This window comes from Paenibacillus sp. DMB5, assembly GCF_001517085.1.
Lineage (GTDB): Bacteria > Bacillota > Bacilli > Paenibacillales > Paenibacillaceae > Paenibacillus_AQ.
Map to the genome: position 1 here is coordinate 20,687 of NZ_LRAC01000108.1, position 26,113 is coordinate 46,799.

19 protein-coding genes are annotated in these 26,113 nt (G+C 55.5%); 17 read left to right on the plus strand and 2 right to left on the minus strand.

Annotation, left to right across the window (positions count from 1 at the left end; genetic code table 11):
* The first annotated feature begins 177 nt into the window (after positions 1 to 177).
* From AWJ19_RS11540 to AWJ19_RS11565, 6 genes are all read left to right on the plus strand, one after another.
* Entirely contained in the window at positions 178 to 1,944 is a 1,767-nt protein-coding gene (locus AWJ19_RS11540; RefSeq protein ID WP_068723838.1) for an L-fucose isomerase, read from the plus strand.
* A 26-nt stretch (positions 1,945 to 1,970) separates the two neighbouring features.
* The gene (locus AWJ19_RS11545) at positions 1,971 to 3,410 is read left to right on the plus strand and encodes a rhamnulokinase family protein (RefSeq protein ID WP_068723840.1); all 1,440 of its coding nucleotides are present in this window, start codon (positions 1,971 to 1,973) and stop codon (positions 3,408 to 3,410) included.
* Between the two features lie 12 nt (positions 3,411 to 3,422).
* On the plus strand, positions 3,423 to 4,073 hold the full coding sequence (locus AWJ19_RS11550) for a class II aldolase/adducin family protein (RefSeq protein WP_068723842.1): 651 nt from the start codon (positions 3,423 to 3,425) through the stop codon (positions 4,071 to 4,073).
* 24 nt (positions 4,074 to 4,097) lie between these two features.
* Positions 4,098 to 4,535: an L-fucose mutarotase gene (fucU, locus tag AWJ19_RS11555; RefSeq protein WP_068723843.1), complete on the plus strand. Its 438-nt coding sequence runs from the start codon at positions 4,098 to 4,100 to the stop codon at positions 4,533 to 4,535.
* A 216-nt stretch (positions 4,536 to 4,751) separates the two neighbouring features.
* Entirely contained in the window at positions 4,752 to 5,783 is a 1,032-nt protein-coding gene (locus AWJ19_RS11560) for an AraC family transcriptional regulator (RefSeq protein ID WP_068723845.1), read from the plus strand.
* 111 nt (positions 5,784 to 5,894) lie between these two features.
* A complete protein-coding gene (locus tag AWJ19_RS11565) occupies positions 5,895 to 6,689 on the plus strand; it encodes an SDR family NAD(P)-dependent oxidoreductase (protein WP_068723847.1) in 795 nt (264 codons plus the stop codon).
* Positions 6,690 to 7,144: 455 nt separating this feature from the next.
* Here the strand turns inward: AWJ19_RS11565 and AWJ19_RS11570 are convergent, their stop codons facing one another.
* A complete protein-coding gene (locus AWJ19_RS11570; RefSeq protein WP_068723849.1) occupies positions 7,145 to 9,130 on the minus strand; it encodes an alpha-amylase family protein in 1,986 nt (661 codons plus the stop codon).
* Between the two features lie 133 nt (positions 9,131 to 9,263).
* On the opposite strand from AWJ19_RS11570, the gene AWJ19_RS11575 reads away from it, so the two are divergent.
* Positions 9,264 to 10,166: an AraC family transcriptional regulator gene (locus AWJ19_RS11575; protein ID WP_068723851.1), complete on the plus strand. Its 903-nt coding sequence runs from the start codon at positions 9,264 to 9,266 to the stop codon at positions 10,164 to 10,166.
* Here AWJ19_RS11575 and AWJ19_RS11580 read toward each other — a convergent pair.
* The gene (locus AWJ19_RS11580) at positions 10,109 to 11,044 is read right to left on the minus strand and encodes an AraC family ligand binding domain-containing protein (RefSeq protein WP_068723852.1); all 936 of its coding nucleotides are present in this window, start codon (positions 11,042 to 11,044) and stop codon (positions 10,109 to 10,111) included. The two genes, AWJ19_RS11575 and AWJ19_RS11580, sit on opposite strands and share 58 nt — an antisense overlap.
* Before the next feature lie 130 nt (positions 11,045 to 11,174).
* On the opposite strand from AWJ19_RS11580, the gene AWJ19_RS36505 reads away from it, so the two are divergent.
* The 10 genes from AWJ19_RS36505 to AWJ19_RS36510 all read left to right on the plus strand — a co-directional run.
* Complete coding sequence (locus AWJ19_RS36505; protein WP_068723854.1) at positions 11,175 to 11,429, plus strand: hypothetical protein; 255 nt, start codon at positions 11,175 to 11,177, stop codon at positions 11,427 to 11,429.
* Positions 11,402 to 11,893, plus strand: a complete 492-nt coding sequence (locus AWJ19_RS11590; protein WP_241781703.1) for a GDSL-type esterase/lipase family protein — start codon at positions 11,402 to 11,404, stop codon at positions 11,891 to 11,893. Before AWJ19_RS36505 ends, AWJ19_RS11590 begins: the two co-directional genes overlap by 28 nt.
* 108 nt (positions 11,894 to 12,001) lie before the next feature.
* Positions 12,002 to 14,338, plus strand: coding sequence for an AraC family transcriptional regulator (locus AWJ19_RS11595; protein WP_068723857.1), 2,337 nt, complete (start codon positions 12,002 to 12,004; stop codon positions 14,336 to 14,338).
* A 238-nt stretch (positions 14,339 to 14,576) separates the two neighbouring features.
* Complete coding sequence (locus AWJ19_RS11600) at positions 14,577 to 15,563, plus strand: ABC transporter permease subunit (RefSeq protein ID WP_068723859.1); 987 nt, start codon at positions 14,577 to 14,579, stop codon at positions 15,561 to 15,563.
* A 14-nt stretch (positions 15,564 to 15,577) separates the two neighbouring features.
* Entirely contained in the window at positions 15,578 to 16,462 is an 885-nt protein-coding gene (locus tag AWJ19_RS11605; RefSeq protein ID WP_068723861.1) for a carbohydrate ABC transporter permease, read from the plus strand.
* A gap of 36 nt (positions 16,463 to 16,498) precedes the next feature.
* Entirely contained in the window at positions 16,499 to 18,055 is a 1,557-nt protein-coding gene (locus AWJ19_RS11610; protein ID WP_068723862.1) for an ABC transporter substrate-binding protein, read from the plus strand.
* 213 nt (positions 18,056 to 18,268) lie between these two features.
* Positions 18,269 to 22,048: an Ig-like domain-containing protein gene (locus AWJ19_RS11615; RefSeq protein ID WP_068723869.1), complete on the plus strand. Its 3,780-nt coding sequence runs from the start codon at positions 18,269 to 18,271 to the stop codon at positions 22,046 to 22,048.
* A gap of 523 nt (positions 22,049 to 22,571) precedes the next feature.
* Positions 22,572 to 23,255 (plus strand): hypothetical protein, encoded by a 684-nt coding sequence (locus tag AWJ19_RS11620; RefSeq protein ID WP_068723864.1) that lies wholly within the window; start codon positions 22,572 to 22,574, stop codon positions 23,253 to 23,255.
* Complete coding sequence (locus AWJ19_RS11625) at positions 23,248 to 25,905, plus strand: glycoside hydrolase family 2 (protein WP_068723866.1); 2,658 nt, start codon at positions 23,248 to 23,250, stop codon at positions 25,903 to 25,905. Before AWJ19_RS11620 ends, AWJ19_RS11625 begins: the two co-directional genes overlap by 8 nt.
* Positions 25,833 to 26,113 (plus strand): hypothetical protein (locus AWJ19_RS36510; RefSeq protein WP_241781701.1); only part of this gene is annotated, 281 nt, incomplete at its 3' end. The genes AWJ19_RS11625 and AWJ19_RS36510, both read left to right, overlap by 73 nt.

Consider the following 26,113-nt stretch of genomic DNA (forward strand, 5'->3'; position numbering starts at 1 on the left):
TATCAATCCGACTCTATGATAAACATGAACTCAACTATAATATCGAGTACGGGATCAGGCGGCACGGGATGGGGCAGTCTCACAACACCTTCATGACAGCGCTTTAAAAGGGGACTGGATTCACATCTGAATGGATCTGCCGCAATATCCAACCAATTCATTTGAGGAGGAACAGCAGTGGCAACAAATTATCCGAAGATTGGAATCCGGCCTACGATTGATGGAAGAAGACGCGGTGTCCGCGAATCGCTGGAGGCCCAGACCATGGGGATGGCAGAGCGGGTGGCTAAGTTTCTTACGGAGAGTCTTTTTTACCCGGACGGGTCTCCTATAGAGTGTGTTATCGCTGATTCGACGATCGGCGGAGTGAAGGAAGCAGCGGCAGCTGCACAGAAATTTGCCGGACAGAATGTCGGCGTATCAATTACAGTAACCCCGTGCTGGTGTTATGGCTCGGAAACGATGGATATGGATGCAACGATTCCGCACGCTGTGTGGGGATTCAATGGAACGGAACGCCCGGGGGCAGTTTATCTGGCGGCTGTTCTGTCTGCCTATGCGCAAAAGGGTATTCCGGCGTTCGGCATATATGGTGAGGATGTACAGGAATCCAGCAGTGAAGAGATCCCGGCTGATGTGCAGACTAAGCTGCTGCAGTTCGCCAAATCCGCTATGGCAGTAGCGCTGATGAAAGGTAAATCTTATCTCTCGATGGGCTCTGTCTCGATGGGGATTGCCGGCTCGATTGTGAACGAACAGTTCTTCCAGGACTATCTGGGCATGCGGAATGAATATATCGATATGTCCGAATATGTGCGCCGGTTCGAGGAAGAAATTTATGATAAAGAGGAATTTGCACAGGCCTTGGCCTGGGTTAAGGAAAAATGCATTACCGGAGCAGACAACAACCCGCAGCATCTGCAGATCAGCGATGAATTGAAGGAGCAGCAGTGGGAGACCTGCGTCAAAATGACGCTCATCGCGCGTGACCTTATGGTCGGTAACCCGCGGCTGGCTGAGCTTGGCTTTGAGGAGGAGGCTAACGGGCATAACGCGATCGTCGGCGGCTTCCAGGGCCAGCGGCAGTGGACGGATCATTTTCCAAACGGGGATTTCATGGAGACGATTCTGAACTCATCCTTTGACTGGAACGGCAGACGCGCCCCGTATATCGTGGCTACCGAGAATGACAGCCTGAACGGGGTAACGATGCTGTTCAACTACCTGCTTACGAATACGGCACAGATTTTTGCCGATGTCCGGACATTCTGGAGCCCTGCCGCGGTTAAACGGGTAACCGGATATGAACTGGAGGGAGAGGCGGCGCACGGGCTGCTGCATCTGATCAACTCGGGCTCTGCAGCGCTGGATGGAACGGGAGAGCAGAGTGTAGACGGGAAGCCTGCGATTAAGCCGTTCTGGGAGATTACGGATGAGGAGGCGGAGCGCTGTATAGCAGAGACCCAGTTCCGTCCGGCTTCACAGGAATACTTCCGCGGAGGCGGCTTCTCCACCGATTATTTAACAAAGGGCGGAATGCCTGTAACGATGGCCCGGCTCAATCTGGTTAAGGGGCTTGGTCCCGTGCTGCAGCTGGTTGAGGGTTATACTGTTGAGCTTCCGGAAGAAGTGCATAAGACGCTGGATGAGCGGACCGATCCGACCTGGCCGACGACCTGGTTTGCTCCCAAGCTGACGGATCAGGGCTCATTCAAAACCGTGTATGATGTCATGAACAACTGGGGAGCCAACCACGGTGCAATCAGCTACGGGCATATCGGCGCAGATCTGATTACGCTGGCCTCCATCCTGCGGATTCCGGTCAGCATGCACAATGTGGAGGAGTCCCGGATTTTCAGACCGCGCGTGTGGTCCCTGTTCGGCACAGAGGATCTGGAGAGTGCGGATTACAGAGCCTGCCGCAACTTCGGGCCGCTGTACTAAAACTCAAGGCGAAGCAGGTGCAGGATATGGATGAAGTGATCAAGCTGCTGGCGGTGGACCTGGGGGCCAGCTCCGGCAGAGTCATGCTGGGCCTGTATGACGGCAAACGTATAGAGGTGGAGGAGGTTCACCGGTTTGCCAATCAGCCGGTTGAGCTGAACGGGCATTTGTACTGGGATGCGCTGCAGCTGTTTCATGAAATGAAGCAGGGAATACGCAGAGCGGCCGGGGAGCACGGGACTTTGACATCCGTGAGCGTGGATACCTGGGGCGTCGACTACGGCTTCATCGACCGGAAGGGGCAGCTGCTGTACGCCCCGCATCATTACCGGGACCAGCGGACAGCTGCCTATGCTCCTATTCTTGAGGAGCTGCTGCCGCCGGAGGAGCAGTTTAAGCTGACAGGCAATCAGTCAGCCAGAATTAACACAGTGTATCAGCTATTCGCAGATCTGGAGGAGAGTCCCTGGCTTAGGGAGACCGCAGACCGGATGCTGCTGATGCCGGATCTGTTCCATTATCTGCTCTCCGGCACGATGGCAGGGGAGCAGACGATCTGGAGCACGAGCGGTCTGCTGGGTGCTGGAACAGCGGCTCCTTCCGCCAAGGTGATGAACCGGCTGCGGCTTCCGCTCAGCCTGATTCCGGAGCTGTTGGCGGCCGGAACCGTGACCGGCCAGCTGCTGCCCGCGCTCCAGGAGGAGCTTGGCACAGGCCCGCTGCAGGTCATTGCCGGGGCCGCCCATGACACGGCATCTGCGGTGGCTTCCATTCCATATGGACCGGGAGCAGAGGCAGCCGCTTTTATCAGCTGCGGAACATGGTCTCTTGCAGGCATGGAGACTGAGCAGCCGGTGCTGACGGATCAGGCCCGTGAATACGGCTTTACCAATGAAGGCTGCTTCGGCGGCGGAAACCGGCTGTTGAAGAACATTACGGGGCTGTGGATTTTGCAGGAGACGCAAAGAGGCTGGGCGCAGGCGGGTGAGCCGGTGTCTCATCAGGAGGCGGTCAGGCTTGCCGCAGAAGCCCGAAGTCAGGGTTATATTGCAGCTGTCATTGATCCGGATGATGTCCTGTTCAGCACGCCGGGGGATATGCCCGGCCGGATCGCAGCCTATTGTACCCGGACCGCCCAGCAGCCGCCGGAAAGTAAGGGTGAGGTGATTCTGACCATTCTGCAGAGTCTTGCCTCCGCCTATGCCAAAACAATAGGGGAGCTTGAGAAGCTGACCGGACAGAGCATCCGTGCAATCCACATGGTGGGCGGAGGCATCCGCAACGAGCTGCTGTGCCAGCTTACGGCTGATGCCACCGGAAAAGAAATTATTGCAGGGCCCGCCGAGGCCAGCGCAATCGGTAATATAGCTGTCCAATTAGCCGCTCTGGGAGCAGTCAAGGCTTCTGCGCTCAGAGAGCTTGTGGCACAGTCCTGTACGCTTGTCCGTTATTATCCGTCCATATAAAGGAGAGTTACCATGAACCAGAAAGAACAGGAGCTGCGCCTGCTGATCTGTGACATCGGCAGAAATCTGTTTAACAAGGATTTTATTGCCGCCAATGACGGGAATATTTCGGCCCGTCTGTCCGAAACCGAAATTCTCGCTTCACCGACCGGGGTCAGCAAGGGCTATCTGCAGCCGCATATGCTCGTAAAAGTTAACCTGCAGGGGGAAATCGTGGAAGCGGCAGAGGGCTACCGCCCTTCCACCGAAGTGAAGATGCACCTGCGGATCTATAATGAGCTGCCCGAAATGAACGGGGTGGTGCATGCCCATCCGCCTTATGCTACAGCTTTTGCGATCAAGGGTGAGCCGCTGGATAAAATGATGATGCCGGAGTCCGTCATTGCAATGGGAGATATTCCACTGGCGGCATACGGGACACCTTCTACGGAAGAAATCCCGGATTCGCTGATCCCGTTCCTGGGCAAGAAAACGGCCGTCCTGCTGGAAAGCCACGGCGCCCTGACCTGGGGCAAGGATGTTATGAGCGCCTACATGAACATGGAGCGGCTCGAATACACAGCGAAGCTGACGTTCATAACCCGGATGATTGGCGGGGAACGTGAGCTGCCGCAGAACCGGATTGATGAGCTGGTTGCCCTGAGGTCTTTTTATGGGATGTAGACCGGCTGTCCAAGGAGGTACAGCATGCTGAAGAAAATTCCTAAGCTGCTGTCCCCTGAACTGGTCCGTGTTCTGATGGAGATGGGCCACGGGGATGAGCTGGTGCTGGCGGATGCCCATTTTCCGGGCCATTCCCTGCATAACAGGGTGCTGAGATACGACGGGACGGGAATACCTGCACTGCTCGATGCGATCCTTGAGCTGCTGCCGCTGGACCATTATGTGCCGCATCAGGCGGCTTTTATGGCTGTAGTGGAAGGTGATCCGTCTGTGCCGGAGATCTGGTCTGTGTATGAGGCTATACTTGCGAAGCATGACAGCAGGGCGACGGTTGAATATGAGGAACGATTTGATTTTTATAACCGCTCCAGACAGAGCTATGCGGTTGTGGTTACAGGTGAAGAGGCTCTTTACGGCAATATCATTATTAAAAAGGGTGTTGTTACAGCAGAGGACCGCTGAGAGTTCATCTGACATGCGGCTATGATTTTAATGAAAATAGTGAGGCTACAGCGAACATGTCCATGTCCTGTGGCCTTTTTTGATTGTGCAGAGCCGGCACAGCAGAAAACAAGTCAAGTTTATGCACACTCCCGGCAAAGTTAGACTTTTGAACAGGTTAAAGAGTATGCTTTTATATAACACACGCATTGCCATGCTGTATAAGGAGAATCCCGAATGATGCTGAATTCCGCAAAATATATCAAATTCCCGTTTGGCTTCTGGTCGGGGGTACAGCAATTAGGCATTGCCCCCGCAGAGATAGCGCGACAAGCCCGGCTTCCGCTTACTATCATAAAAGAACCCAGGGTCAGTGCTGCAGAGTACTTTGCTGTCTGGCAGGCTTTTGAAGAGCTGACTCCGGATATGGCGGCTGGGATTGCCGGACTTGTAACGGTTTTTGAAACTGCCCAATATCCGCCGGATGTGCTGGCCACGTATCACGCCCGTGATTACCGCGATGCGCTCCACCGCATGGCCAGGTATAAACAAATGTGCCCGCCCGAGCAGCTGATTATAACGGAGGCGGATGAGGAATGCACGATTGAGCTGCAATGGCAGCATGCAGAGTCATCCATCCCGCAGATTCTGATCGGAGTTACGCTGGCGTATCTGCTGGAGCTGGGCCGGAGGGGGACAGGAAAGGCTATAAAAGCCCGCGGAGTGGAGTTCTCACATCCGGCTGCTAATGTAACGGCACTGGAGGCGTATTTCGGGTGCCCTGTCCAGACCGGTACGGGAAGGAACCGGCTCATTCTGCTGAGCAGCGACCTGGATCTTCCTTTTACCACCTATAACGAAGAACTGCTGGCTATCCTGACACCCGCTCTGGACCGGACATTGAATGCACAGCAGGGCAGCCCCACTGTTGCAGAGACGGTTAAATGGATAATCAGGCGGAGCCTCATGGGCGGACATTATGATATACAGGCTGTAGCCAAGGAGCTTAATCTGAGTGACCGGACCCTGCAGCGGCGGCTAAGGGAGGAAGGGACAAGCTTTAAGGCGCTGCTGACGCAAGCCAGGCATGAGCAGGCGAGGGAGTATCTGGCTGATCCTTCGCTCGAAATTAAAGAAGTCGCCTGTCTGGTCGGCTATGAGGATCAGAACTCCTTTTACCGCGCATTTAGGATATGGGAAGGGGCTACTCCGGCCCGCTGGCGTCTGGAGCATACAGTTCAGCATGGAGATGGCGTGTACTGCAAGTAGATTGGCACGGCAGGCTAGTTACCCGGCAGTTCCGGTAAAGTATGATTATCCCTGACGGAACGCAAGGCTATGTTTGAGGTTCTGAATGACATCATTGGGGAGACATGCGCTATGGATATGAGTTTGCAGGGAAAAACGGCCCTAGTAACCGGATCAACCAAGGGAATCGGCAAAGCGGTTGCCATGGAGCTGGCAGGAGAAGGCGTACATGTATTGATTAACGGCAGAAACCGGGAGGAAGCAGAACGGACTGTGGACGAGATCCGCAAGGCATTTCCGGAGACTTCTCCGCAGGCTACTGCTGCAGACCTTACAGATATTGAACAGAGAGAGGCTTTGTTTGAACAATACCCGCAGGTGGACATTCTGGTGAACAATATGGGGATTTATGAAATCATGGGCTATGAAGAGGCAACCGATGAGATATGGGAAAAGTATTTCCGTACGAACGTGCTTGCTGCCAACGCATTATGCAGATTTTATCTGCCAAGGATGCTGGAAAATAACAACGGCCGCGTAATCTTCATTGCGAGTGAGGAGGCGGTCATGCCATCAGGCCAGATGCCGCAGTATGCAGTGACCAAATCAGCGCTGCTCTCCCTTTCCAGAAGCTTGTCCAGATTGACCGCAGGAACTGAAGTGACAGTCAACACGATCATGCCCGGACCGACACTGTCTGAAAATGTGCAGCAGATCATTGAGGGAATCTACGCCGCTGAGAATATCACCTTCGAGGAAAAAGAAAAGAGATTCATGGCGGGGAACCTGCCGCAGTCGGAACTGCAGCGCTTTATCAGACCTTCTGAGATCGGGAAACTGGCGGCTTATATGTGTAGCCCTTATGGAGCGGCGTTCAGAGGCTCGGCTGTCCGGATGGACGGGGGAATGGTGCCGACGATTTATTGAGGGGATGAGGACAGAGCATTCTTATCGAGTGAATGTTCGGCAAAATAAACAGATCATCCGGCCGGGGTCCCGGCAATAAATCTGCAAGTATCGTGCTGCCGGGAGTGCTCTGCAGGGAGTGTTTTGCAGGCACTGCTCATCAAGCTAAATGGAATTTGTCATCTAATTTTGCGGTGAGCGCCGGTGTCAGAAAACTAATTGGAAAAATGCTGCTTAGGATCTCTGAAAATACCTTTATAGCAAGAAATATCCTGATTTAGATGATGTTTTTCCACCTAATGGTCGGGATTTCAGGAGAAGGGCGGATTTAAGTAGCAAAAATCCAACTAAATGTAGATGAGAGTCATCCTCCTGGTGAAATTGAAAATAGTAAATGACGGCAGCAGCCCCAGACTAAGCGAATAGTCTGGGGCTGCTGCTATTTGTATGAATGTGACGTGTCCTCTGCGCTGCCCCTAAGCCAGCTCGATCACAGCCAGCTGGTGATTCTCAAGGTGCGGGACAGTGTACGATATTCCGCCGTCCTGCTCTGCCGTGAACGGCAGCTCGGTCATCGCCGGGGCCAGGTAGACCCGTTTGACGGCGGCACCGGACGGAAGCCGCAGGCTGACGGAGACATCCTGCAGCGGCACGATGTCCTCGATCACCTCGATGCGGCCCTTCAGCGCCGGAGCCGCATAGAGCAGGTGATTCACGTAGCGGCGCTCAGCCTGCTGATACTGCAGGGTCGTGATGCCCCGCGCCGGGAGTCCGGTGCTGAGGACCGGCAGCGGCAGCAGCCGGGACAGCGCATGGAGCACCATCTCCTTGAGGATGAGCTGGCCGCTATCCGCATATTCGCTGAATACATCCCACGCGATGTAGATTCCGCTGCCGCTCTCGACCATGGCCGGCCCGTTGTCCTCGCGGGCACTTGGAGTGTGCTGATGCGAGCAGAAGGTGAAGACATCCCGGTTGAAATACGGGTTCTCCAGATGACCCAAAGCGTTCCCGCCGTTCAGCTCCACCAGCTGCCCCTCGCCGTACATGACAAAGGAAGCTTGCTGCAGCGCACCGGGAGTAAAGTGCGGACGGAAATACGACGGACGGTACGTATTCGTTCCGAGCCAGTTCACTCCCAGCTCCAGCGCAAAAGCATCTCCGTCCGGTGTCAAGCCGGACCTGCCAGTGGCTAGTACCTTCCCTCCTCCGGCGGTGAAGGCTTCAACTGCAGCGGCCAGCTCAGGCCAGACCGGCACCTCATCCGGCAGCACCAGCACCTTGTAGGCTGACCAGTCACTATCTGTATCCACGATGTCATACAGATAATGGCCTTCGGTCAGGATGCGTACTGCCCCGGCATCAGCCAGATTGCGTGTCCCCTTCAGCGCCTGGCCGCCGGGACAGGCTTCGCGCGCCGCCTCCAGGGACAGGACGGCGATGTCGGCGACGGAGGTAACGCCGCTGCACCAAGGCTCCTTCGCCTCGACCTCGGCGTAGGCGGCGCCGATCAGGGCATAGGTGGCTTCATCCATCAGGCCCGACGGGTGAAGCTGGTCGCCGATAGAGCATTTGGCGCCGTGGGCGAGACTGAGCGCGGCTTCATAGCGCAGTGCGTTCGGATGCTTGAAGCCGCCGAATTCGCCCCAGGAGGTATGGAATTTGCCGGTCATGCCGAGAAATTCCAGGCCGAGCGGCTGGGCGTAGCGCGCAGACAGCGGGAAGTGGTCGTATCCCCAGCCCCCGGTCGGCAGCGACTCCAGCTCAAGGTGGGTGTTGACATGGACGAGGTCACGCCGGCCCCGCTGCTGATGGCCGTTGTTGTGATAGACCGGCAGGCCGGGCTTCACGGCGTCGATGGTCTCGCGGACGCGGCGTGCGTAGTTCAGATAGGTCTGCTCACCCAGAGCCGCCACGGCTGCCTCGTCGCGCGGGTCCTTGCCTTCTGCCCGCAGGGCGGCTACGCAATACTGGCAGCGGCATTTGCGGGCGCCGACGATGTCGAGGAAGATGCCGTCAGCATCGTAACGGGTGACCACCTCATGAATCTGGGCCAGGAGAATATCCAGATAAGGCGTGCCCAGGCAGAACTCATGGTAGCCCGGCGTCATGAAATCCTTCACCCAGCGCGTACGGTCCTCCGCGTCGCGGATCAGCCATTCGGGATGGCGGCGGGCCAGCTTTTCGTCAAGGCCGGCAGATAAATAGACTGGTGTACGGACCCCAATTTCATGGGCAGCCTCAATCATTTCCCCCAGCAGATCGAAATCAAGATGTGGATGGATCTCATTGGCTTCGCTGGGATGGTAGGCCCAGCCGTGATGGCATTTGGAGAACACAGTGATGGAATCGACATGGCCGGCGCGCAGCATGGACTGGAACTGGGCTTTGCTGAAATCTTTTCCGATGCCGGGAATGGCCTCGGAGGTATGAAAGTCGAGATGAACCTGACGGAAACGCATGGATGAACAGCCCCTTATAGAAATTGGTTATAAAGCGATTCCCAGTCAATGTACCTCTTTTCTGCAAGCGCTACCAGTGATATTATAGACTTGAAATAGCACAAAACCGACTTTGAGATAAGGAGGGGATACAGTGCTTTGTCTGGAATTTACGATTCCGCCGCTGCCGAAATTCGTCACGGTGGGGCTGGCCGTCTGGTCGCCGGGTGACCGGCATTTTGCCCGTACCTTCGGGGTGTATGATCTGCTGCTGGTCAAGCGGGGAACGCTGTATATGGCTGAACAGGGGAAGGAATACGCGATTGGCCCGGGCAAGCTGCTGGTGCTTGAGGCAGGGCTGCCGCATGAGGGCTACCGGGTCTGTGAAGAGGATACGGAGATTTACTGGGTGCATTTCATCCATGAGGGGAGGCCGGCTTATATTCTGCAGGAGGAGATTCCCTGGTCTGCACTGCTGGCCAAAGGAACGGTAGAGGATGAAGAGCCCTCTGCGCAGCAACGGCTGTACATGCCGAAATTTGCTGCTGTCGACGTTGAGGCGCTGGAGCCGATCCTGCATGAGATGAACGAGATTCACAGCAGGCTGAATGCCGAGAATGCCCTGAGGCTGCACGTTCTGCTGGCCGAGCTGATGGCAGCGCTTCAGGCGGAATGCGCCCGCCGGGCATTGCCTGAGCCGGCGGTCCGGCTGGCCCGGGCTGCGGCGGCATATCTCGACAGGCATTGGAAGGAGCCGTTTCAGGTGACGGGTCTGCAGGAGGAGCTGCATTTCCAGGCGGATTATATTACGCGGTGCATGAAGCAGCATATCGGCACAACACCGCTGCAGTATGTGCTGCAGCGGCGGCTGGAGGAAGCCAAGAAGCTGCTCAGCGGTACCGTACTCAGCGTATCGGATATTGCTGAACGGATAGGCATCCGTGATGTGAATTACCTGACCCGGCTGTTCAGCGCAAGATTCGGGGTGACTCCTGCAGCTTACCGGCGGCGGCAGCGCCAGCGGGATGAAGCCGCCGCGGGAGAAAGCAAGGAGTGATTATCTCTGCTCCCCGGAGCTGCTGATCCGCTCGCGGTATTCGGTCGGCGTGCAGTTGAAGTTTTTACGGAACTGGCGGGCGTAATAGTTCTGGTCGTGAAAGCCGCTGTCCATGGCCACCCGGGATACCGGAAGGTCCGGATTCCGCAGAAGCGTGCAGGAGTAGTCCAGCCGCTTGCGGATGACATAGTCCATGGGAGTGGTTTGTAGTTGCGGGTGAAGACCCTCAGGAACTGGCGGGTGGACATATAAGCCATATCCGCCATGGATTGCAGGGTGACCGGCTGGAGGAAATGCTCCTCAATATAGGTGACCGCCTCACCGATCCGCAGCGCCTTGTTCTCATCGCCTCCGCTGCTGTTCTGATAATAACGGGAGAGCATGCCCACCAGGGCGGTAAAATAGGTGCGGACCATCAGACGGTAGCCGTCCTCCCGGCGCTCATGCTCAGTTAGAATCAGATCAAGCAGACGTGTAGCCTCCAGCAGCTGCCCGGCATCCAGCGAAAGCATGCCTTTGAAATACATCTCCTGACGGTAAAAGGGCTCGATGTAGAACAGCGCCTGGAAGCCCGGAAGCAGCCTGAGCTCGGGCTGCTGCAGCAGCTCCTCGGGCTGAAACATCACGTTTACATACTCAATATCCTCGACATTCTTGTAACCATGGGAAACACCGCTGTGGATCAGAAAAACCTGGCCGGCTGTAACCGGATACTCTCTCCCTTCGATAATATGCACGGCGCTTCCCGACAAAATGACGACAAGCTCAGAGAAATCATGGCTGTGTACATAGTAATCATGCGTCAGCGGACATTTCTGGATCCGGAAGGTAAACCCGGGCTCAAGTCCGATGTCCCGCGCTAATAATTTGGTTGTCATGGCAATATTATGCTAAGGAAGGGCGATATCGTCAAGGCGGAAACGGGCAGGCGGCGATACCATTAGGTTGCGGGCATACCGCCGTTAAGGGAAGTTATACGCCTTGGCGTACTTGTCAGGAGGGAAAAGCATGCTGCCTTTATTTATGAATAAGAAAACTGAGAACCAGAATTCCGTACAGCCGCACGTCCTGTTTCTTGGAGACAGCATCACGGCCGACGGTCAATATATCCGGCTGGCCGGAGAATGGCTGAAGGAGCACCGGCCGCACTCAGGAGTCCGGCTGACGGCACGGGGAGTGCCGAGCGAGACGGCCTCGGGACTCAGCGAAGCGGCTCATCCGTTTCCGCGTCCTGCATCCATGAACGGCTCACCAGGGAGCTAGCCGAAGCAGCCCCGAATGTAGTCGTAGCCTGCTACGGGATGAATGACGGGATCTACCATCCTTTCTCTGCCGATCGGTTTGCGGCCTATCAGGACGGAATGCGGCGGCTGAGCGCACAGATTCATGAGGCCGGAGCCAAGGTGGTCCTGCTGACCCCGCCGCCGTTCGATGCCGGGTCCATGAACGGCCCGCTGCTGCCGGCGGAGACGGATGATTTCAGTTATCTGGCGCCCTACAGGGATTACGACCGGGTGCTGGAGCATTACGCGGACTGGCTGTTAGCCGGCGGCTGTCCGGCTGATCAGGTCATCGATCTGCGCACGCCGCTGCTGAAGCACATCAGCCAGGAACGGTCGCATAATGCCGCGTACCGTTACGGTGACGGGATACATCCGGATGCCTCCGGCCACCGTGTTATAGCGCATACGCTTTTACAGAAGCTCTTTGGTGCAGAGCCGGAATGATGGCCGGATGCGCGCCGGTAATAACAAAAGGTGCCCCAAAGGACGGATTGACAGGCAAAATCAGCCGGGATTATAGTTAGGTCACCTAAGCGCAGGGGGAGTGAACCCATGAATGTACTCCAGACGATCCGGTCACGCAAATATCTGCAGCGGATTTTGCTCAGCTTTATGCTGGTGGTCGCCACACTTGCTGTTGCCTCGCTTTTTTTGAATGCCAGTGCCCGCAGCCGGGTGCTAAGCCTGCAGAATGAAGCTGACCGGAAGCTGCTGACCCAGATCAATTATAACGTTGAGAATATGAACGGCATCGTGAGGGATCTGGCCGTATCGCTATACAACGACGAAGAGCTGCTCGCGCTGAAGTCAGGGGCAGATTACAAGCAGAGCATACTGAAAATAGAACGTCTGAATCATACCGTCGCCTCATCGCCGTATCTGCACGCCGCAGTCTTCTATAACGGCGCCCAGAAGCGGTTCTTTTCGTCACTTAACCATGACATCAATAACAGTACCCTTTATGGGGCTTTGGAGAGCTATATGGCCTCAAGGTCCGATCTGCCGAAGCTGCAGCTGATTCCCCTGGATCTGGACGGCAAGAACGACGGAATCGATGTGTTTGCCTTCTTTCTCTATGACGGGGAGTCGCTGGGCTCCATAAATGACAATGTGCTGATTCTGACGGTGAAGCCGGACTGGATGCTGGATAATGTGAAAGCGCTTAATCTGGTGGCGGAGCGGCAAAATGATGTGCTGTTCATTACCGACAGCGAAGGCGAGGTGCTGATCTCGACCGACGGGCTGCTGCCCGCAGGGCTTAATATTAAGCAGGACCTGCTGCCGCGGCTCAAGCCGTCGGATAAGCCGGTGGATTCCTTTATCTACAATCATGAAGACCGGAAATACAAAGTCACTTATTTAAGCAAAGCACTGAATAACTGGCAGATTGTCAGCCTGCAGGATTATGATGTGGTGCTGGGCAGTGTGCGGCAGATGAAGTGGACAGAGGTGGCGGTCACGCTGTCTGTGGTTCTGCTTGCGCTCATGCTGTCCGTGTTCTTTTCGCTGCGGCTCTATAAACCGGTGGGCCAGCTGCTGACGCTGGTGCCACAGAATGAACGCGGTGCCCCGCAGGGCCAGGATGAGCTGTCGCTGATTGCGGCCAATGTCACCGAGATGATCGGCAAGCTGAAGGGGCTTGAGCAGGAACGGGCCTCACAGTCGAATATCGCCAAGGTGTATCAGCTGCGCAGCCTGGTCGGAGCAAGCGGAAGTGTAGACGAGAGTGCGTTCCTGCAGATCAGGGAGCAATATGGCATAGATATTGCCTATCCGGCGCCGCTGCGGCTCGCCCTGGTGCAGATTGACGATCTTCAGGGGCTTGCTGCCGGCCAGGGCGCTGCGATGGAGTCCCTGCTGTACTTTGCCATTGCCAACATCGGCCAGGAGCTGCTCAGCCAGGACGGCTCATGCGAAGCTGTAGATATGAAAAGCGGGCACCTGGTTTTTATATTCGGCAGCAGAGCAGATACCTCAGACAAAACAGCCGCAGCCGGGGGGCTGGAGCAGCTGGGCGGGCGGTTCAGAGAGCTTCAGCAAACCGTCCAGGCCTATTACCGCATTACCTTTACGGTTACGCTCAGTGAGGTGTTTACGGACTACCGCAGCATTACCCGGTATTATAATCTGGCGGTCCGCCATTCCCATTACCGGATGATCTACGGCAAAGGGGCGGTGCTTGAGCCGGAGAATCTGCTTGAGAATGAGCAGAATGAGACGCTGCGCATCCCGCAGGAGCTGGAGCGGCAGCTGATGGAAGGGCTGAAGGGCGGCGATCTGCAGGAGACGGAGCAGGCGATCCGCAGCTGGCGGGAGCTGCTCGGCGGCTTCAGCTACGAGAATATGTTCTCGGCGGTGCTGCATCTGGCAGTTACCCTGAGCAATACACTGGGTGAGATGAACAGCCATAACGTTAATCCGGTATCCGTCAACCTGCAGGCGATTAACCGGCGGATTCTGGAGAAAGAGACGCTTGATGAAATAGAAGCCGTGCTGCTGGAGGTCGTGCGCGAGGTTGCAGAGCAGCGGCGGAGCGGGCGCGAGGATAAGAGCCGCCTGCTGGCCGAGACCGTGAAGGAGATTATCGACCGGCACTATGCCGACCCTGATCTCAATGTGCAGCGGATTGCCGACATGCTGAAGATGAGCTCCGTTTATCTGGGACAGGTGTTCAAGGCGCAGGAGGGCATAACGGTTGTTGACCAGATCAATGCGGCGCGCCTAGCCTATGCCAGGGACTATCTGGAGCAGAAGGATTTGACCGTGACAGAGATTATGGAGAAGGTCGGCTTCGGCAACGAAAGCTATTTTTACCGGCTGTTCAAACGCCGCTACGGGACGACCCCGAAGGAATACCGTCTGAAATCAGCCATTGACCGCAGCAAATAATAACGGAATGCCGGGCCCGCGAGTGAGATTTTTTCATTCAGCGGGCCTTTTTGGCCTTTTGCCGCACAGCCGCAGCACGCCTCTGTCCGGAAGCAGGAATCAGGGAACTGTACAGCCCGGATTTACAGCATTCTTGCGATTGTACAGTACCGTAAATGCCTGCTGCTGCGCTATTCTAAGGCCATGCAAAGCCTGACACACAGGCAGCCGTTATCGAAGAAAGGAAGGGGCTTTGGTTATGCAGAAGAACGTTACACTTACCGGGGAAAGGGCACATGCGGGTGCGCCGCCGGGAAAACGCAGGAAGTCATGGGCGGGAAGAGAGCTGCATCATTTTAAGAACAACCGCGAGCTGTTTCTGCTCTCCCTGCCGGGGATTTTGTACAAATTGATTTTTGCCTACATTCCAATGATCGGCCTGATTATCGCCTTCAAAAACTACCGCTACGATCTGGGCATCTTCGGCAGCGAGTGGGTGGGGCTGGATAATTTCCGTTATTTGTTCACCACCGATACAGCATGGCGGATTACCCGCAATACCGTACTTTATAACACCGCTTATATTCTGGTGGGAACCTCGGCGGCGCTGCTGCTGGCGATCCTGATGAACGAAATCAAGGCTAAGGTGAGCAAGTTCTACCAGACAGCGCTGTTTCTGCCCCATTTTCTGTCGTGGGTGCTGGTCGGCTATGTTGCTTACGCCTTTCTGAACCATTCGGATGGCTTCATCAACCGCACGCTGGAATCGTTCGGCCTTGATCCGGTCAGCTGGTATCAGGATGCCGCGCCATGGCCTGTTATCCTCATTCTGGTGCAATTATGGAAGGTAGTGGGCTTTAACACGCTGATTTATTTTGCCGGCATTATCGGAATCAACAGTGAATATTACGAGGCGGCACGGATCGACGGGGCGACCAAACGGCAGATGGCATTCAAAATCACCATCCCGCTCATGGCTCCGATCATCATCATTATGCTGATCCTGTCCATCGGCAATATGTTCCGCGGGGACTTTGGCCTGCACTATTTTATCCCTAACAATTCAGGCTTTCTCTACGGCTCTACAGATATTATTGATACTTATGTGTACCGTGCGCTGCGTGAAGTCGGCAATGTGAGCATGTCTGCGGCTACAGGCTTCTACCAGTCGGTTGTCGGTCTGGTGCTGGTGCTGACGGCCAACGGGATTGTGCGCAAAGTAGATCCTGATAACTCTCTATGGTAAGGAGGTGCCAGACAGTGGCCCGAAAATTTGAATTCTCCAAGCTGTTTATTAACCTGCTGTTTACGGTGCTCTCACTTGTGGTGATTCTGCCGTTTCTGCTCGTGGTTGCCGTGTCGCTGACGGACGAAAAGTCGCTGACCGCTAACGGATACCAGTTCATCCCGGAAACGTTCAGTCTGGACGCCTACCGCTATCTGCTGGACGCCCCGGATATCCTGTTCCGTGCTTACGGGGTGACCATCACCATAACTGTAGTAGGAGCGCTGTTAGGCCTGCTGCTGACCGCGATGACCGCGTACGTTATTTCCCGGCAGGACTACCGGTATAACCGGGTGACCACCTTTTATGTGTTCTTCACGATGCTGTTCAGCGGCGGGCTCGTTCCCTCGTACATCCTCATTACACAATATCTGCATCTGAAGGACAGTCTGTGGGCGCTGATTCTGCCGATTCTCCTGTCGCCGTTCAACATTATGGTCATGAAAGGGTTCATGTCCAAGATACCGCTGGAAATCATTGAATCGGCCAAAATCGACGGGGCGCGGGAGTTCCGCATCTTTTTCCGGATCATTCTGCCGCTCTCCACTCCGGCTCTTGCGACACTCGGTCTGCTGATTTCCTTCACCTACTGGAACGAGTGGTTTAACGCGATGCTCTACATCGATGATCCGAATAAGGTGCCGCTGCAGCTGCTGCTGGTGCGGACGCTCAACAGTATCGAGTTTCTCACAACCAATTCGGAGTTTACCGGACAGCTCGGCATTGATTTGTCCAGCTTCCCGAACAGCTCGGCGCGGATGGCGATTGCGGTGCTGGCCGGCGGTCCGATGCTCGTGATCTTCCCGTTTTTTCAGCGGTTTTTTGTCAAAGGGCTTACGGTTGGCTCCCTAAAGGGTTAACATACAATCATGTACAAAGTACAGGAGGTCACACACATGAAAAAAAGGCTGTTTGGAGTTCTGGCGCTCGTATTGCTGGCAGCATCGGTGCTTAGCGCCTGCGGCGGTAACGGCAACAATGGAAACAACGGCAACAACGGGAACAGTGCAGGGGGCACTGCCACGGAAGGCGCTCAGACGGCGGCTCCGGCTACGGATTCGGGTACAGAGGAGCTGAAGCCGGTCGAGCTGACCTGGTATTATCCGCTGTCTCAGCTGCAGGCCGACCAGGCGAAGGTGCAGGAGGAAGTAAACAAGATTGTGAAGGAAAAAATCAATGCCACAGTCAAGCTGATGCCGGTCGCTGTCGGTGACTATGTGCAGAAGATGAACACGGTGCTGGCCGCAGGCGAGAAGTTCGACATTCTCTGGACCGGGTACATGCTGAAGCCGGAGGAGCTGGTGCGCAAAGGCGCCATTCAGCCGATGGATGCACTGCTGGATCAATATGCCCCTGAGCTGAAGGCCGATGTGCCGCAGGTGATGTGGGACGGTCTCTCGGTAGACGGGGAGATTTACGGTATTCCGAACCAGCAGATTAACGGCTCGCGTTACGGGTTCATTATCCAGAAGCGTTTTGCCGACAAGTACAATCTTGACACCGCTTCCATCAAAAAAATCGCCGATATTGAGCCGTTCCTGGCCCAGATCAAGCAGAACGAGCCGGACATTATTCCATTCGGCGTATTCGGAACCTCCTTTATCAATCCGCAGTCGCATGATGACCAGTACTGGGTAGTTCCCGGCCTGGATGACCACTTCTATATCAAAACCGATGATCCAACCTATACGCTGCACCGTTATCCGGAAGAGGAGCTCGACAATTTCCGGCTGGCCAGCAAATGGTATAAGGAAGGCTATATCTACAAAGATGCCGCTACGGAAAAAATGAACGATTATCTGACCAAAGGCCAGATTGCCGTTGACTTTAACGTTACACTCAAGCCGGGTGTTGAAGCCGAAGTAAAAGCCAAAAACGGCGGTAACGAGGTCATTACAGTTCCATTGAGCGACTGGTTCTCCAACGGCTATTCGGCAACAACTAACCAGTCAATCAGCCGCACGTCTGCGAACCCTGAACGGGCGATGATGCTGCTGAATCTGGTGAATACCGATAAGGAGCTGTACAATCTGCTCTGCAACGGCTTGGAAGGTGTCCACTACGAGAAAACAACGGGCGACTACATCAAGGCACTGCCGGATTCACGTTATGTGCCGAATATGGACTGGGTTTTTGGCAGCGTCTTCAATTCTTACCTGAAGGAAGGCCAGCCGGAGAATGTCTGGGAAGAGACCAAGAAGATCAATTCCGATTCCGAGGTTAACCCTGTCGGCGCCTTCAAGTTCAACTCAGAGCCGGTTAACACCGAGATTGCCAACCTGAACGCTGTATGGGGCGAATACAAGCGCGGCCTGGTTACCGGTACACTGGATTTTGAAGAAACCTGGCCTGTGCTGTACGGCAAGCTGAAGGAAGCCGGCGAAGAGAAGTATGTGGCAGAAGTAACGAAGCAATTTGAACAGTTCCTTAAGGATAAAGGCTTGAAGAAGTAAAGACTGGAGAGACACTGCAATACCGGAGAAACCTGCTGCTCATTGACGGCTTTGCCCATTTAAACATGCTGGCGGGGCCGTCTTTATTTTAAAAGATAAGAATTTATATGCTTCGCGCAATAAATGTTACTTATCTTTCTCGCTGAAACGGATACCGTCCTCATAAGGACGGCGTAGCCGTTTCCACTTGATCCGAAAGGAAGATGAGCTTTGGTGAAAAAAAGGTTGCTTGCAGCGCTTATGGCTGGTCTGCTGTTCATGACAACTCCCGTTCCGACCTCCGGATCTTCAGCATCCCAGGAGGATAAAGCTTCGGGAAAGACGATTTACGTATCTGTGAATGGAAGCGATTCCAATAACGGAAAGATAAATTCCCCGTTCCGGACCCTGGAGAAAGCCCGTGATACCATCCGCGCTATGAAAGCGGGGAAAGGGCTGCCGAAGGGCGGCGTCACCGTGTATTTACGCGAAGGACGCTACGAACGGACAACCAGCTTCGAGCTGCGCCAGCAGGATTCAGGTGAAGCAGACAAGCCTGTCATTTACACGGCTTATCCGGGAGAGTCCGTAACGTTATCCGGCTCCAAGCACCTGGCCAAGTCGGCGTTCGTGCCGGTTACTGATTCCTCTATACTGAGCCGCATTATCAGCCCGGATGCGAGAACCAAGGTGCTGGTTGCAGATCTGGCAGCGCTCGGAATCTCGGATTACGGCGAGCTCAGCCGACACGGCTATTATCTGGCGAATGATCTGAGCAAAGTGCCTCCGATGGAGCTGTATGTGGCCGGAGAAGGGATGACGCTGGCCCGCTGGCCCAACGAATCCACCGTCCAGATGGATGAAATAGTTGATCCGGGTCCGACGCGGCGTGATCCGAACGGGGAGGTCCATACGCGCGGCGGCACCTTTACCTATACGTATGACCGGCCCCAGTACTGGACACAGGCGGATGATATCTGGCTGGACGGGATTTTCGGCTACAGCTGGGAATGGTCGTACAACAAAATCGCCTCAATCGACACAGCCGCCAAAACGATCACCCTCCGTTACGGGGAGATGAGCGGGCTGTTCAAGAACTGGTATCCCGATTTTCATTTTGCGCAAAATCTGCTTGAAGAGATCGACATGCCCGGCGAGTATTATATCGACCGCAACGCAGGCAAGCTGTACTTCCTGCCCAATGCCGGCTTTGCGGCTTATGCAGACCCGGATATTGAAGTCACGATGCTCAAAACACCGATGATCAACGCGCTCAACGCCTCTTACATCGACTTCTCGGAGCTGGTGCTGGAGAACGGCCGTGATTCGGCTGCAGTATTTATGGGCGGCAGCCATATGCGTATCCTGAACAGTGAAATCCGCAATTTCACCAACAGCGGCGTGCTGATCAACACGCAAAGCCGGTTCTATTACAACAATTTTGAAGGCGCACCCGGAACGGACCACGATATTATCAGCACCCATATCCACCATATCGGCGGAACGGCCGTTACGCTGACAGGCGGCAACAAAACGACGCTGCAGCCGGCAAACAACGCCGTGGAGAACTCGCATATCCATGATTTTGCATACTACCACAAGGCTTATAATCCGGGTGTTCTGCTGTCCGGCGTCGGTAACCGCATGTCGCATAATGAGCTGCATGACGCGCCTCATCCCGGCGTGCTCATCTTCGGCAACGACCACACTGTGGATTATAACGAGATTTATGATGTGTGCACCACCTTCTCCGACCTCGGTGCGATCTACATGAACGCGGGGGAGCAGCCACACGAACGGGGCACCGTCATTAAACGGAACTATTTCCATAACATCGGGGAGAGCAAGGCGGGGGTAGAGGGCGTCTATCCCGACAACTTCACGATGGGGCTGACCATTGACGAGAATATTTTCTATAAAATGGGCAATTCTGCCATTAAAAATAACGGCGGCGCACACATCCAGACCCGCAACAACATTTTTATAGACAGCAAAATTCCATACGACTATGCCGACCTGTACCTTGGTGACGAGCCGGATGATCAGGTGCCGTTAAATTACATGCCGAAGTGGCAGGCACTGTTCGCGGCGAATAACAATTTTACGGGTACGCCTTACATGACCAAGTATCCCGAGCTGGCGGACTTCTTCACGGAAAACCGTTACTATCCCGATACCAATACGTTCCAGGGGAATGTCATTTACAATCCGGTGGTAACGCGCAGTGTAACCACCAATGTGTACGGGGCGTATGACAAGTTCGGACTGGTGCAATATGCGGATAACTGGGTGACCACTGCAGACCCGGGCTTCACCAATTTGTCCGGGGGAGACCTGTCCCTGCGTCCGGATGCAGAGGTGTTTAATGCCATTCCGGGCTTCCCGGACATTCCGTTTGCCGACATCGGCATCAATGGCAAAGCGGGGACAACGGCAGGACCGGACAGCTATCCGGTACAGCAGGTAGTGGTTTATGACCAGGCTATTACCGTAGACCGCTGGAAAACAGTCAAGCTGCGCACGGCTGTCCTGCCGTGGAATGCAGATAATTCTGTGCTGACCTTCACCTCGGCTGATCCTGCTGTCGCATCCGTGGACAGTGCCGGTGTCGTTACCGGAGGAACGGTTGTAGGCAGCACGGTGATTACGGTGGCTTCAGCGGAGAATCCGCTGCTTACAGCCTCGGTCAGCGTCACCGTGGAGGCGGGCGACGGCGTAATGGATTTCACCAATTTCGAATCGGGTGCAAACGGCTGGAGCCAGGATGCCTACCGCAGCATCGAGAAAATTGACGGGAACCGCTGGTACAAGGTGCTGAACGGGGCTTCGTCACTCAGCGCCAAAAGCTTCTCCGAATATGAGCTGAGCTTCCGGCTCAAAACGCCGGCGGTGATGGGCGACAATGTTACACTGTATGTGTTTGACCGGCAGGCCGGCAGCGGCTCCAGCCGGATCGGCTACAAGACAAGGGCCGACGGCAGCTCCGCCTGGCTGCTGTACAATTCGGCCTGGACGGTGCTGAAGGAAGTGAAGCTGCCGGAGCATGACCTGAAGCCGAATACGGAGTATAACGTAAAGATGCTCGTTAAAGACGGAGACATCAGCCTCTATCTGGACGGAGCCTTCCGCCTGAAGGGGAATGATCCGGGGCACAATGCTGAGGGGAAGGTTGGCTTCTACGTCAATAATGTCAGCCATATGCTGTTCGATGACATTCAGTTCAAAGCCCCGACCACGGATTTGGCCGGAATCATCCCGGCGTCAAGCCAGGTGCGGCTCGCCGCCGGGGAACAGCAGCAGCTTCAGCTGTCCTTCGATCCTTCGGATACGCCGGACACGGGAGTTACCTGGCAGTCGGCCAACCCGGCAGTAGCAACTGTAGACCAGACTGGAGTCGTCAGCGCCGTGTATGGAGGAAGTACCATAATTACAGCTGTATCAGTGGCAAATCCGCTGATTAAGGCAGACATTGCCGTAACCGTCTCCAACATCATGCATGAGACTAACTTTGAAAACGGCGGCAACGGCTGGCCCGTTGACCCTAACCGCAGCATCTCAGCCGATCCCGGCGGGAACCGGCGTTACAAGCTGCTGAACGGCGCTACGGCTCTGCTCGAGCGCAGCTTTACGTCCTATCAGCTGGAATTCAAGCTGAAGACACCGTCCGTAATGCCGGATAACGGGATTCTCTATCTCTTTGACCGCCAGGACAGCGCCGGCTCGACCCGGATCGGCTACCGTACCCGGGCAGACGGCACCTCGGCCTGGATTCTATACAACACCGCCTGGCAGAAGCTGACCGAGTCCGTCCTGCCGGGACATGACCTGCAGCCGGATACGGAATATACAGTGAAGCTGACGGCCAAGGATGGCGATATCAGCGTATATGTAGACGGCGCATTAAGGCTTACCGGCAGCGATCCGGGCCACCGGCCTTCAGGCAAGGTCGGCTTCTACACCAGCGGCTTTGAGTATATGCTGTTTGACGACATTGTGTTCTCGGTTATGCCTTGAATGCTTGAATGCTTGAATGCTTGAGTGCTAGAGTGCTAGAGGCTGACGGCGCCCTCCCTGCGGGGAGGGCTTTTTGGTTCCTGATGGCGCAGGCAACAACACTGGACTGAACGACAATGGAACGGAACAACACCTAATGTGATAACTCCTTAAATCAAACGCCAAGGTGATTGTACTTTGTGCAACAGAATTCATACTCAACGGCCGGCAAAATCATTCTATTGCATTCCGTACAATTGATTTCAGGGAAACAAGGATAAAGGGACCGGTATCTGAGAATCTGCTGTACAAAATACAACAGAATCCGTATTTGGCCTGATTTAACCGTTATCTGTTGTACAAAATGCAATAGAACCTCTTCTCTTTCATCCTGACAAAAACCGGCCTTCATTTATAGGCTGGATCACAGATTTTATCTGTGTTGAGCGTGTCGTTATCATGCTAAACAAGGGCAGCATCGTCAAGGTATTGCAGATATGTATGCGGTAACATGAAAGAGAAAACAACAACTTGGAGGTGCAGCATGAAGCGCTGTTTGTATAGGGCCGAATGGCTCGGGGAAGAGAAGGGGACGGATGCTTTTTTCGGGAGCGGCGAGCTTGCTGTTTCGCTTAAAGAAGCGATGGTGCGTCTGCATGTGGATCATTTAAGCCTGTTTGCCGCCGGCAAACAGCTGTTTCTGTATTATGAGTGCCTGGCAGAGCCGGCTACACCGGAGCAGCTGCTGCCGGATGCCTCACAGCGTCTCGAAGTCTGGCCGGGAGGAGAGACGGGGAGACGCTGGGCTCCGCTGGCTGATATTTTTCATTACCAGCAGCCTGTGTCGGCGGAGCATTGGGAGCGGCGGAACACTGCGGGTAAGCCTTACGGCCGCCTGGCTATGCTGAAGCCGGAAGCGGCGGCGAGCTACATTTATTACCATTATCAGTATCAGGAGGAACGGCCGGGGGACGGGGATAAGTACGGCATTATCGGGCTGCATGAGAATGTGCTGTTTTTTTATGCCGAGCAGCCGGACACCCGGGAGCCTGCTCCATATGAAGGTAAGCTCAAAACCTCGATGCGACCTGATAATTGGGCGGAAGTGATGGAGCCGCATTTTCTGAAATGGGAGGATGCGCCGGTTGGACAAGAGCTGTGGAAGAGTATGGAGCTACTGCTTGAGGTGAGCTCTATAAGCGGAAAGCAGGGGGTGCAGCATGCGTAATTTATTTTGCCTAAACGGGGAATGGGATTTCATGCCTCTGTATGATCAGCCGCAATGCCGCAGCCTGCCGGAAACCATCGTGTACGAGCATTGCAAGGTGCTGGTCCCCTCCAGCTGGAGGCGGACTTATCCGCAGCCGGACGGCAAAACCTTCGGAAAGATTCCCGAGTATGATTATGCACCTTTTGACCTGCATGGTTATCCGGCGGAATGGGATGCTGCTGAGGCAGGAGTGCTGCACCGCAGCTTCCGGGTTCCGGAGAGGATGGCGGGACAGCGGATTGTGCTGCGGCTGGACGGTATTATGCAGAAAGCGGTCATCTATATAGACGGCCGGGAAGCAGGTGTATGGGAAGACGGCTATCTGCCGCTCAGGCTCGACATCACTTCGATGGTAGAGCAGGGACGGGAGCATCAGCTGCATGTGGTGTGCAGCAGCTTTGACACGGTCCTCCTGCCGAATGGAACGTCCAAGATCACCGGGCTGATGGGCTCCTGGTACTGCAGAATCAGCCGGGGTATCTGGCAGGATGTGTATCTGGAAGGCTATCCTCTGCTTGCGCTGGAGGATGTAACGATCCGCACCTCTGTGAGGGAAGGGCGGTTAGAGGTTCAGGCGGGTGCAGCCGGAATAGAAGCAGCTTCGGCTGACCGAGGTCCGTTAAAGGTAAGGCTGAGCATTTGGGAGAAGGGTGTGCTGCGGCGGGGTGAAGAGGGGGCGGAGTCCTTCAGCGACGCTGCCTCTGCAGGTCCGGTCCTGTCTGCGGAATGTCCGGCTGAACCGGCGGCTGCTGCGGCTGCCGAGAAGCTCAGACTGTGTGAGAACGCGCGGGACGGGGCCGTATACAGTGCCTCCTTTCAGCTGGATTGGGACAGTGCCAGGCTGTGGAGTCCGGATCAGCCGTTTCTCTACACTGCAGTGCTGGAGCTGCTGGAGGGCGAAACGGTTATTGACTGTTACACTGAGGATTTCGGCTTCCGCGAATTCTGGAGCGAAGGCCCGCAGTTTATGCTGAACGGCATTCCGGTCAATCTGCGCGGTGACTCCTGGCATTTTCAGGGCGGACTGCAGATGACAGAAGACTATATCCGCAACTGGTACCGCATCTGCCGCAGCATCGGCATCAACAGCATCCGGCTGCATGCCGAGCCTTACCCGGCTGACTATCTGCGGATTGCCGATGAGGAAGGGATGCTGATTGTCGATGAGACGGCGATTTACGGCTCGGGCAAATCGATGCTGGCCGACCATCCGGCATATGTGGAGAACTGCCGGCAGCATGTGCGGCGGCTTGTGCAGCGCGACAAAAACCATCCGTCCGTTATCCTCTGGAGCCTGCAGAATGAAATGCGCTGGGTAGATGGACGGGACGGCTTCAAGCTGCATATGCCCGGCCTGATGGAGGAGATCCGCGGGATTGACCCTACCCGGCTGATTATCGCCGAAGGAGACAACCGGCTGCTGGCCAAGGAGCATACCGAGGTGGAGAGCCGCCACTATAACATCGACGGCACTATCAGCCAGTGGGACCGGACGGCTCCGCTGACGTTCGGGGAGCACGGCGGCTGGTGGTACATCTGTCCGCAGAACAGCAGCATGTACACCGGCCTTGAAGTCTACCGGGGAACGGATGAGAGCACTGCGGGGCTGGCCCAGAAGGAGCGGCTGTTTGTGGAGTATGCCAGACGGCAGGAGGTATCCGGCATATCCACCTTTAATTTCGCCCATTATTTCATGCGGGCGATGCCGGAACGCGAGCTGGTACAGCCGCATGCTGATCCGGCCATGCCAGGAGTGAAACCACAGACGGTCCCTGCGTATTCACTGACGATTAACAACGGTATGCTGCCGGAGGAATATCCGCTGTATACTCCCAACCCGGCTTTTGCCATTATGGCTGAAGCATTCAAGCCGGCAACGATTATGGCTGCCGAATATAACAGCTGGTTTTATGATGACAAGCCGGTTGCCCGCAGCTTCGATGTCTATAACGATACGTATTCGGGCCAGGAGGTCCGGGTTGAAGTCGTAATCCGACAAGGGGGCAAGAGTATCCATGAGCAAACCTTCGGGTTTGTTCAGCAGCCTGCTGAACATAAGGTTATCGGGCTGGAGTGGATGCCTCTTCCGGCCGGTGACGGGGAACAGGCAGAGCTGACAGCCCTTTTGTTCCATAACGGACAGCAGATGCATGAGCTGCATCTGAAATACAGAATGGTGTCCGCAAGCCTGCTGGAGCAGCCGGTGGAACTCCGGCGGCAGGCAGTCTATTACGGAGCTGACCAGGATTTCGCCTATATCCGCAGGCTTGTTCCGGGCTGTGAGCGGATAGATCTAGCCGGGCTGGACGGACTTGCTTCCGATAGGCTGCTGATTATCGGCAGCTATGCGGAGGATGCGGCCGGCACGCTTGAGGCCGGGCTGCAGGCCTTCGCGCGCACGGCGGCCGGGTGCTGCTGCTGGAGCAGAGCAGCTTGTCGCCAGGCAGGCTGCCGCTCTCGCGGCGGCCGTTCCTCCGCGCCCATGCCGGCAGCTACCGGCACCCGGCGCTGGAGGGCTTCAGCGACAGCAGCCTCATGTTCTGGCACGCAGAGCTGCGTGAAGAAGGGCCGCTGCCGATCATCCGCGCGGCCTTCGAGAAGCCGGTGACCGGCGATTTCACCCTGCTGCTGGAATGCAGCTCGGGCGATTTCGGCGACGGCGGCGATCTGTGGTCGCCGCTGTTGGAGTACCGCAGCGGAGCGGGCCTGCTCCTGGCCAATCAGCTGGAGCTGATGGCCAATCTGGAGCAGGTCCCGCAGGCCTGCCTGCTGCTGCGGAACCTGCTGGCCCACGCCGGGGGCACCGCCGGCGCAGG

Excerpts from the sequence above, each read along its gene's own strand:
- AWJ19_RS11545 (WP_068723840.1), top strand. The coding sequence starts at position 1,971 with ATGGATGAAGTGATCAAGCTGCTGGCGGTGGACCTGGGGGCCAGCTCC.
- AWJ19_RS11550 (WP_068723842.1), top strand. The coding sequence starts at position 3,423 with ATGAACCAGAAAGAACAGGAGCTGCGCCTGCTGATCTGTGACATCGGC.
- fucU (WP_068723843.1), top strand. The coding sequence starts at position 4,098 with ATGCTGAAGAAAATTCCTAAGCTGCTGTCCCCTGAACTGGTCCGTGTT.
- AWJ19_RS11560 (WP_068723845.1), top strand. The coding sequence starts at position 4,752 with ATGATGCTGAATTCCGCAAAATATATCAAATTCCCGTTTGGCTTCTGG.
- AWJ19_RS11565 (WP_068723847.1), top strand. The coding sequence starts at position 5,895 with ATGGATATGAGTTTGCAGGGAAAAACGGCCCTAGTAACCGGATCAACC.
- AWJ19_RS11570 (WP_068723849.1), bottom strand. The coding sequence starts at position 9,130 with ATGCGTTTCCGTCAGGTTCATCTCGACTTTCATACCTCCGAGGCCATT.
- AWJ19_RS11580 (WP_068723852.1), bottom strand. The coding sequence starts at position 11,044 with ATGACAACCAAATTATTAGCGCGGGACATCGGACTTGAGCCCGGGTTT.
- AWJ19_RS36505 (WP_068723854.1), top strand. The coding sequence starts at position 11,175 with ATGCTGCCTTTATTTATGAATAAGAAAACTGAGAACCAGAATTCCGTA.
- AWJ19_RS11595 (WP_068723857.1), top strand. The coding sequence starts at position 12,002 with ATGAATGTACTCCAGACGATCCGGTCACGCAAATATCTGCAGCGGATT.
- AWJ19_RS11600 (WP_068723859.1), top strand. The coding sequence starts at position 14,577 with ATGCAGAAGAACGTTACACTTACCGGGGAAAGGGCACATGCGGGTGCG.
- AWJ19_RS11610 (WP_068723862.1), top strand. The coding sequence starts at position 16,499 with ATGAAAAAAAGGCTGTTTGGAGTTCTGGCGCTCGTATTGCTGGCAGCA.
- AWJ19_RS11620 (WP_068723864.1), top strand. The coding sequence starts at position 22,572 with ATGAAGCGCTGTTTGTATAGGGCCGAATGGCTCGGGGAAGAGAAGGGG.
- AWJ19_RS11625 (WP_068723866.1), top strand. The coding sequence starts at position 23,248 with ATGCGTAATTTATTTTGCCTAAACGGGGAATGGGATTTCATGCCTCTG.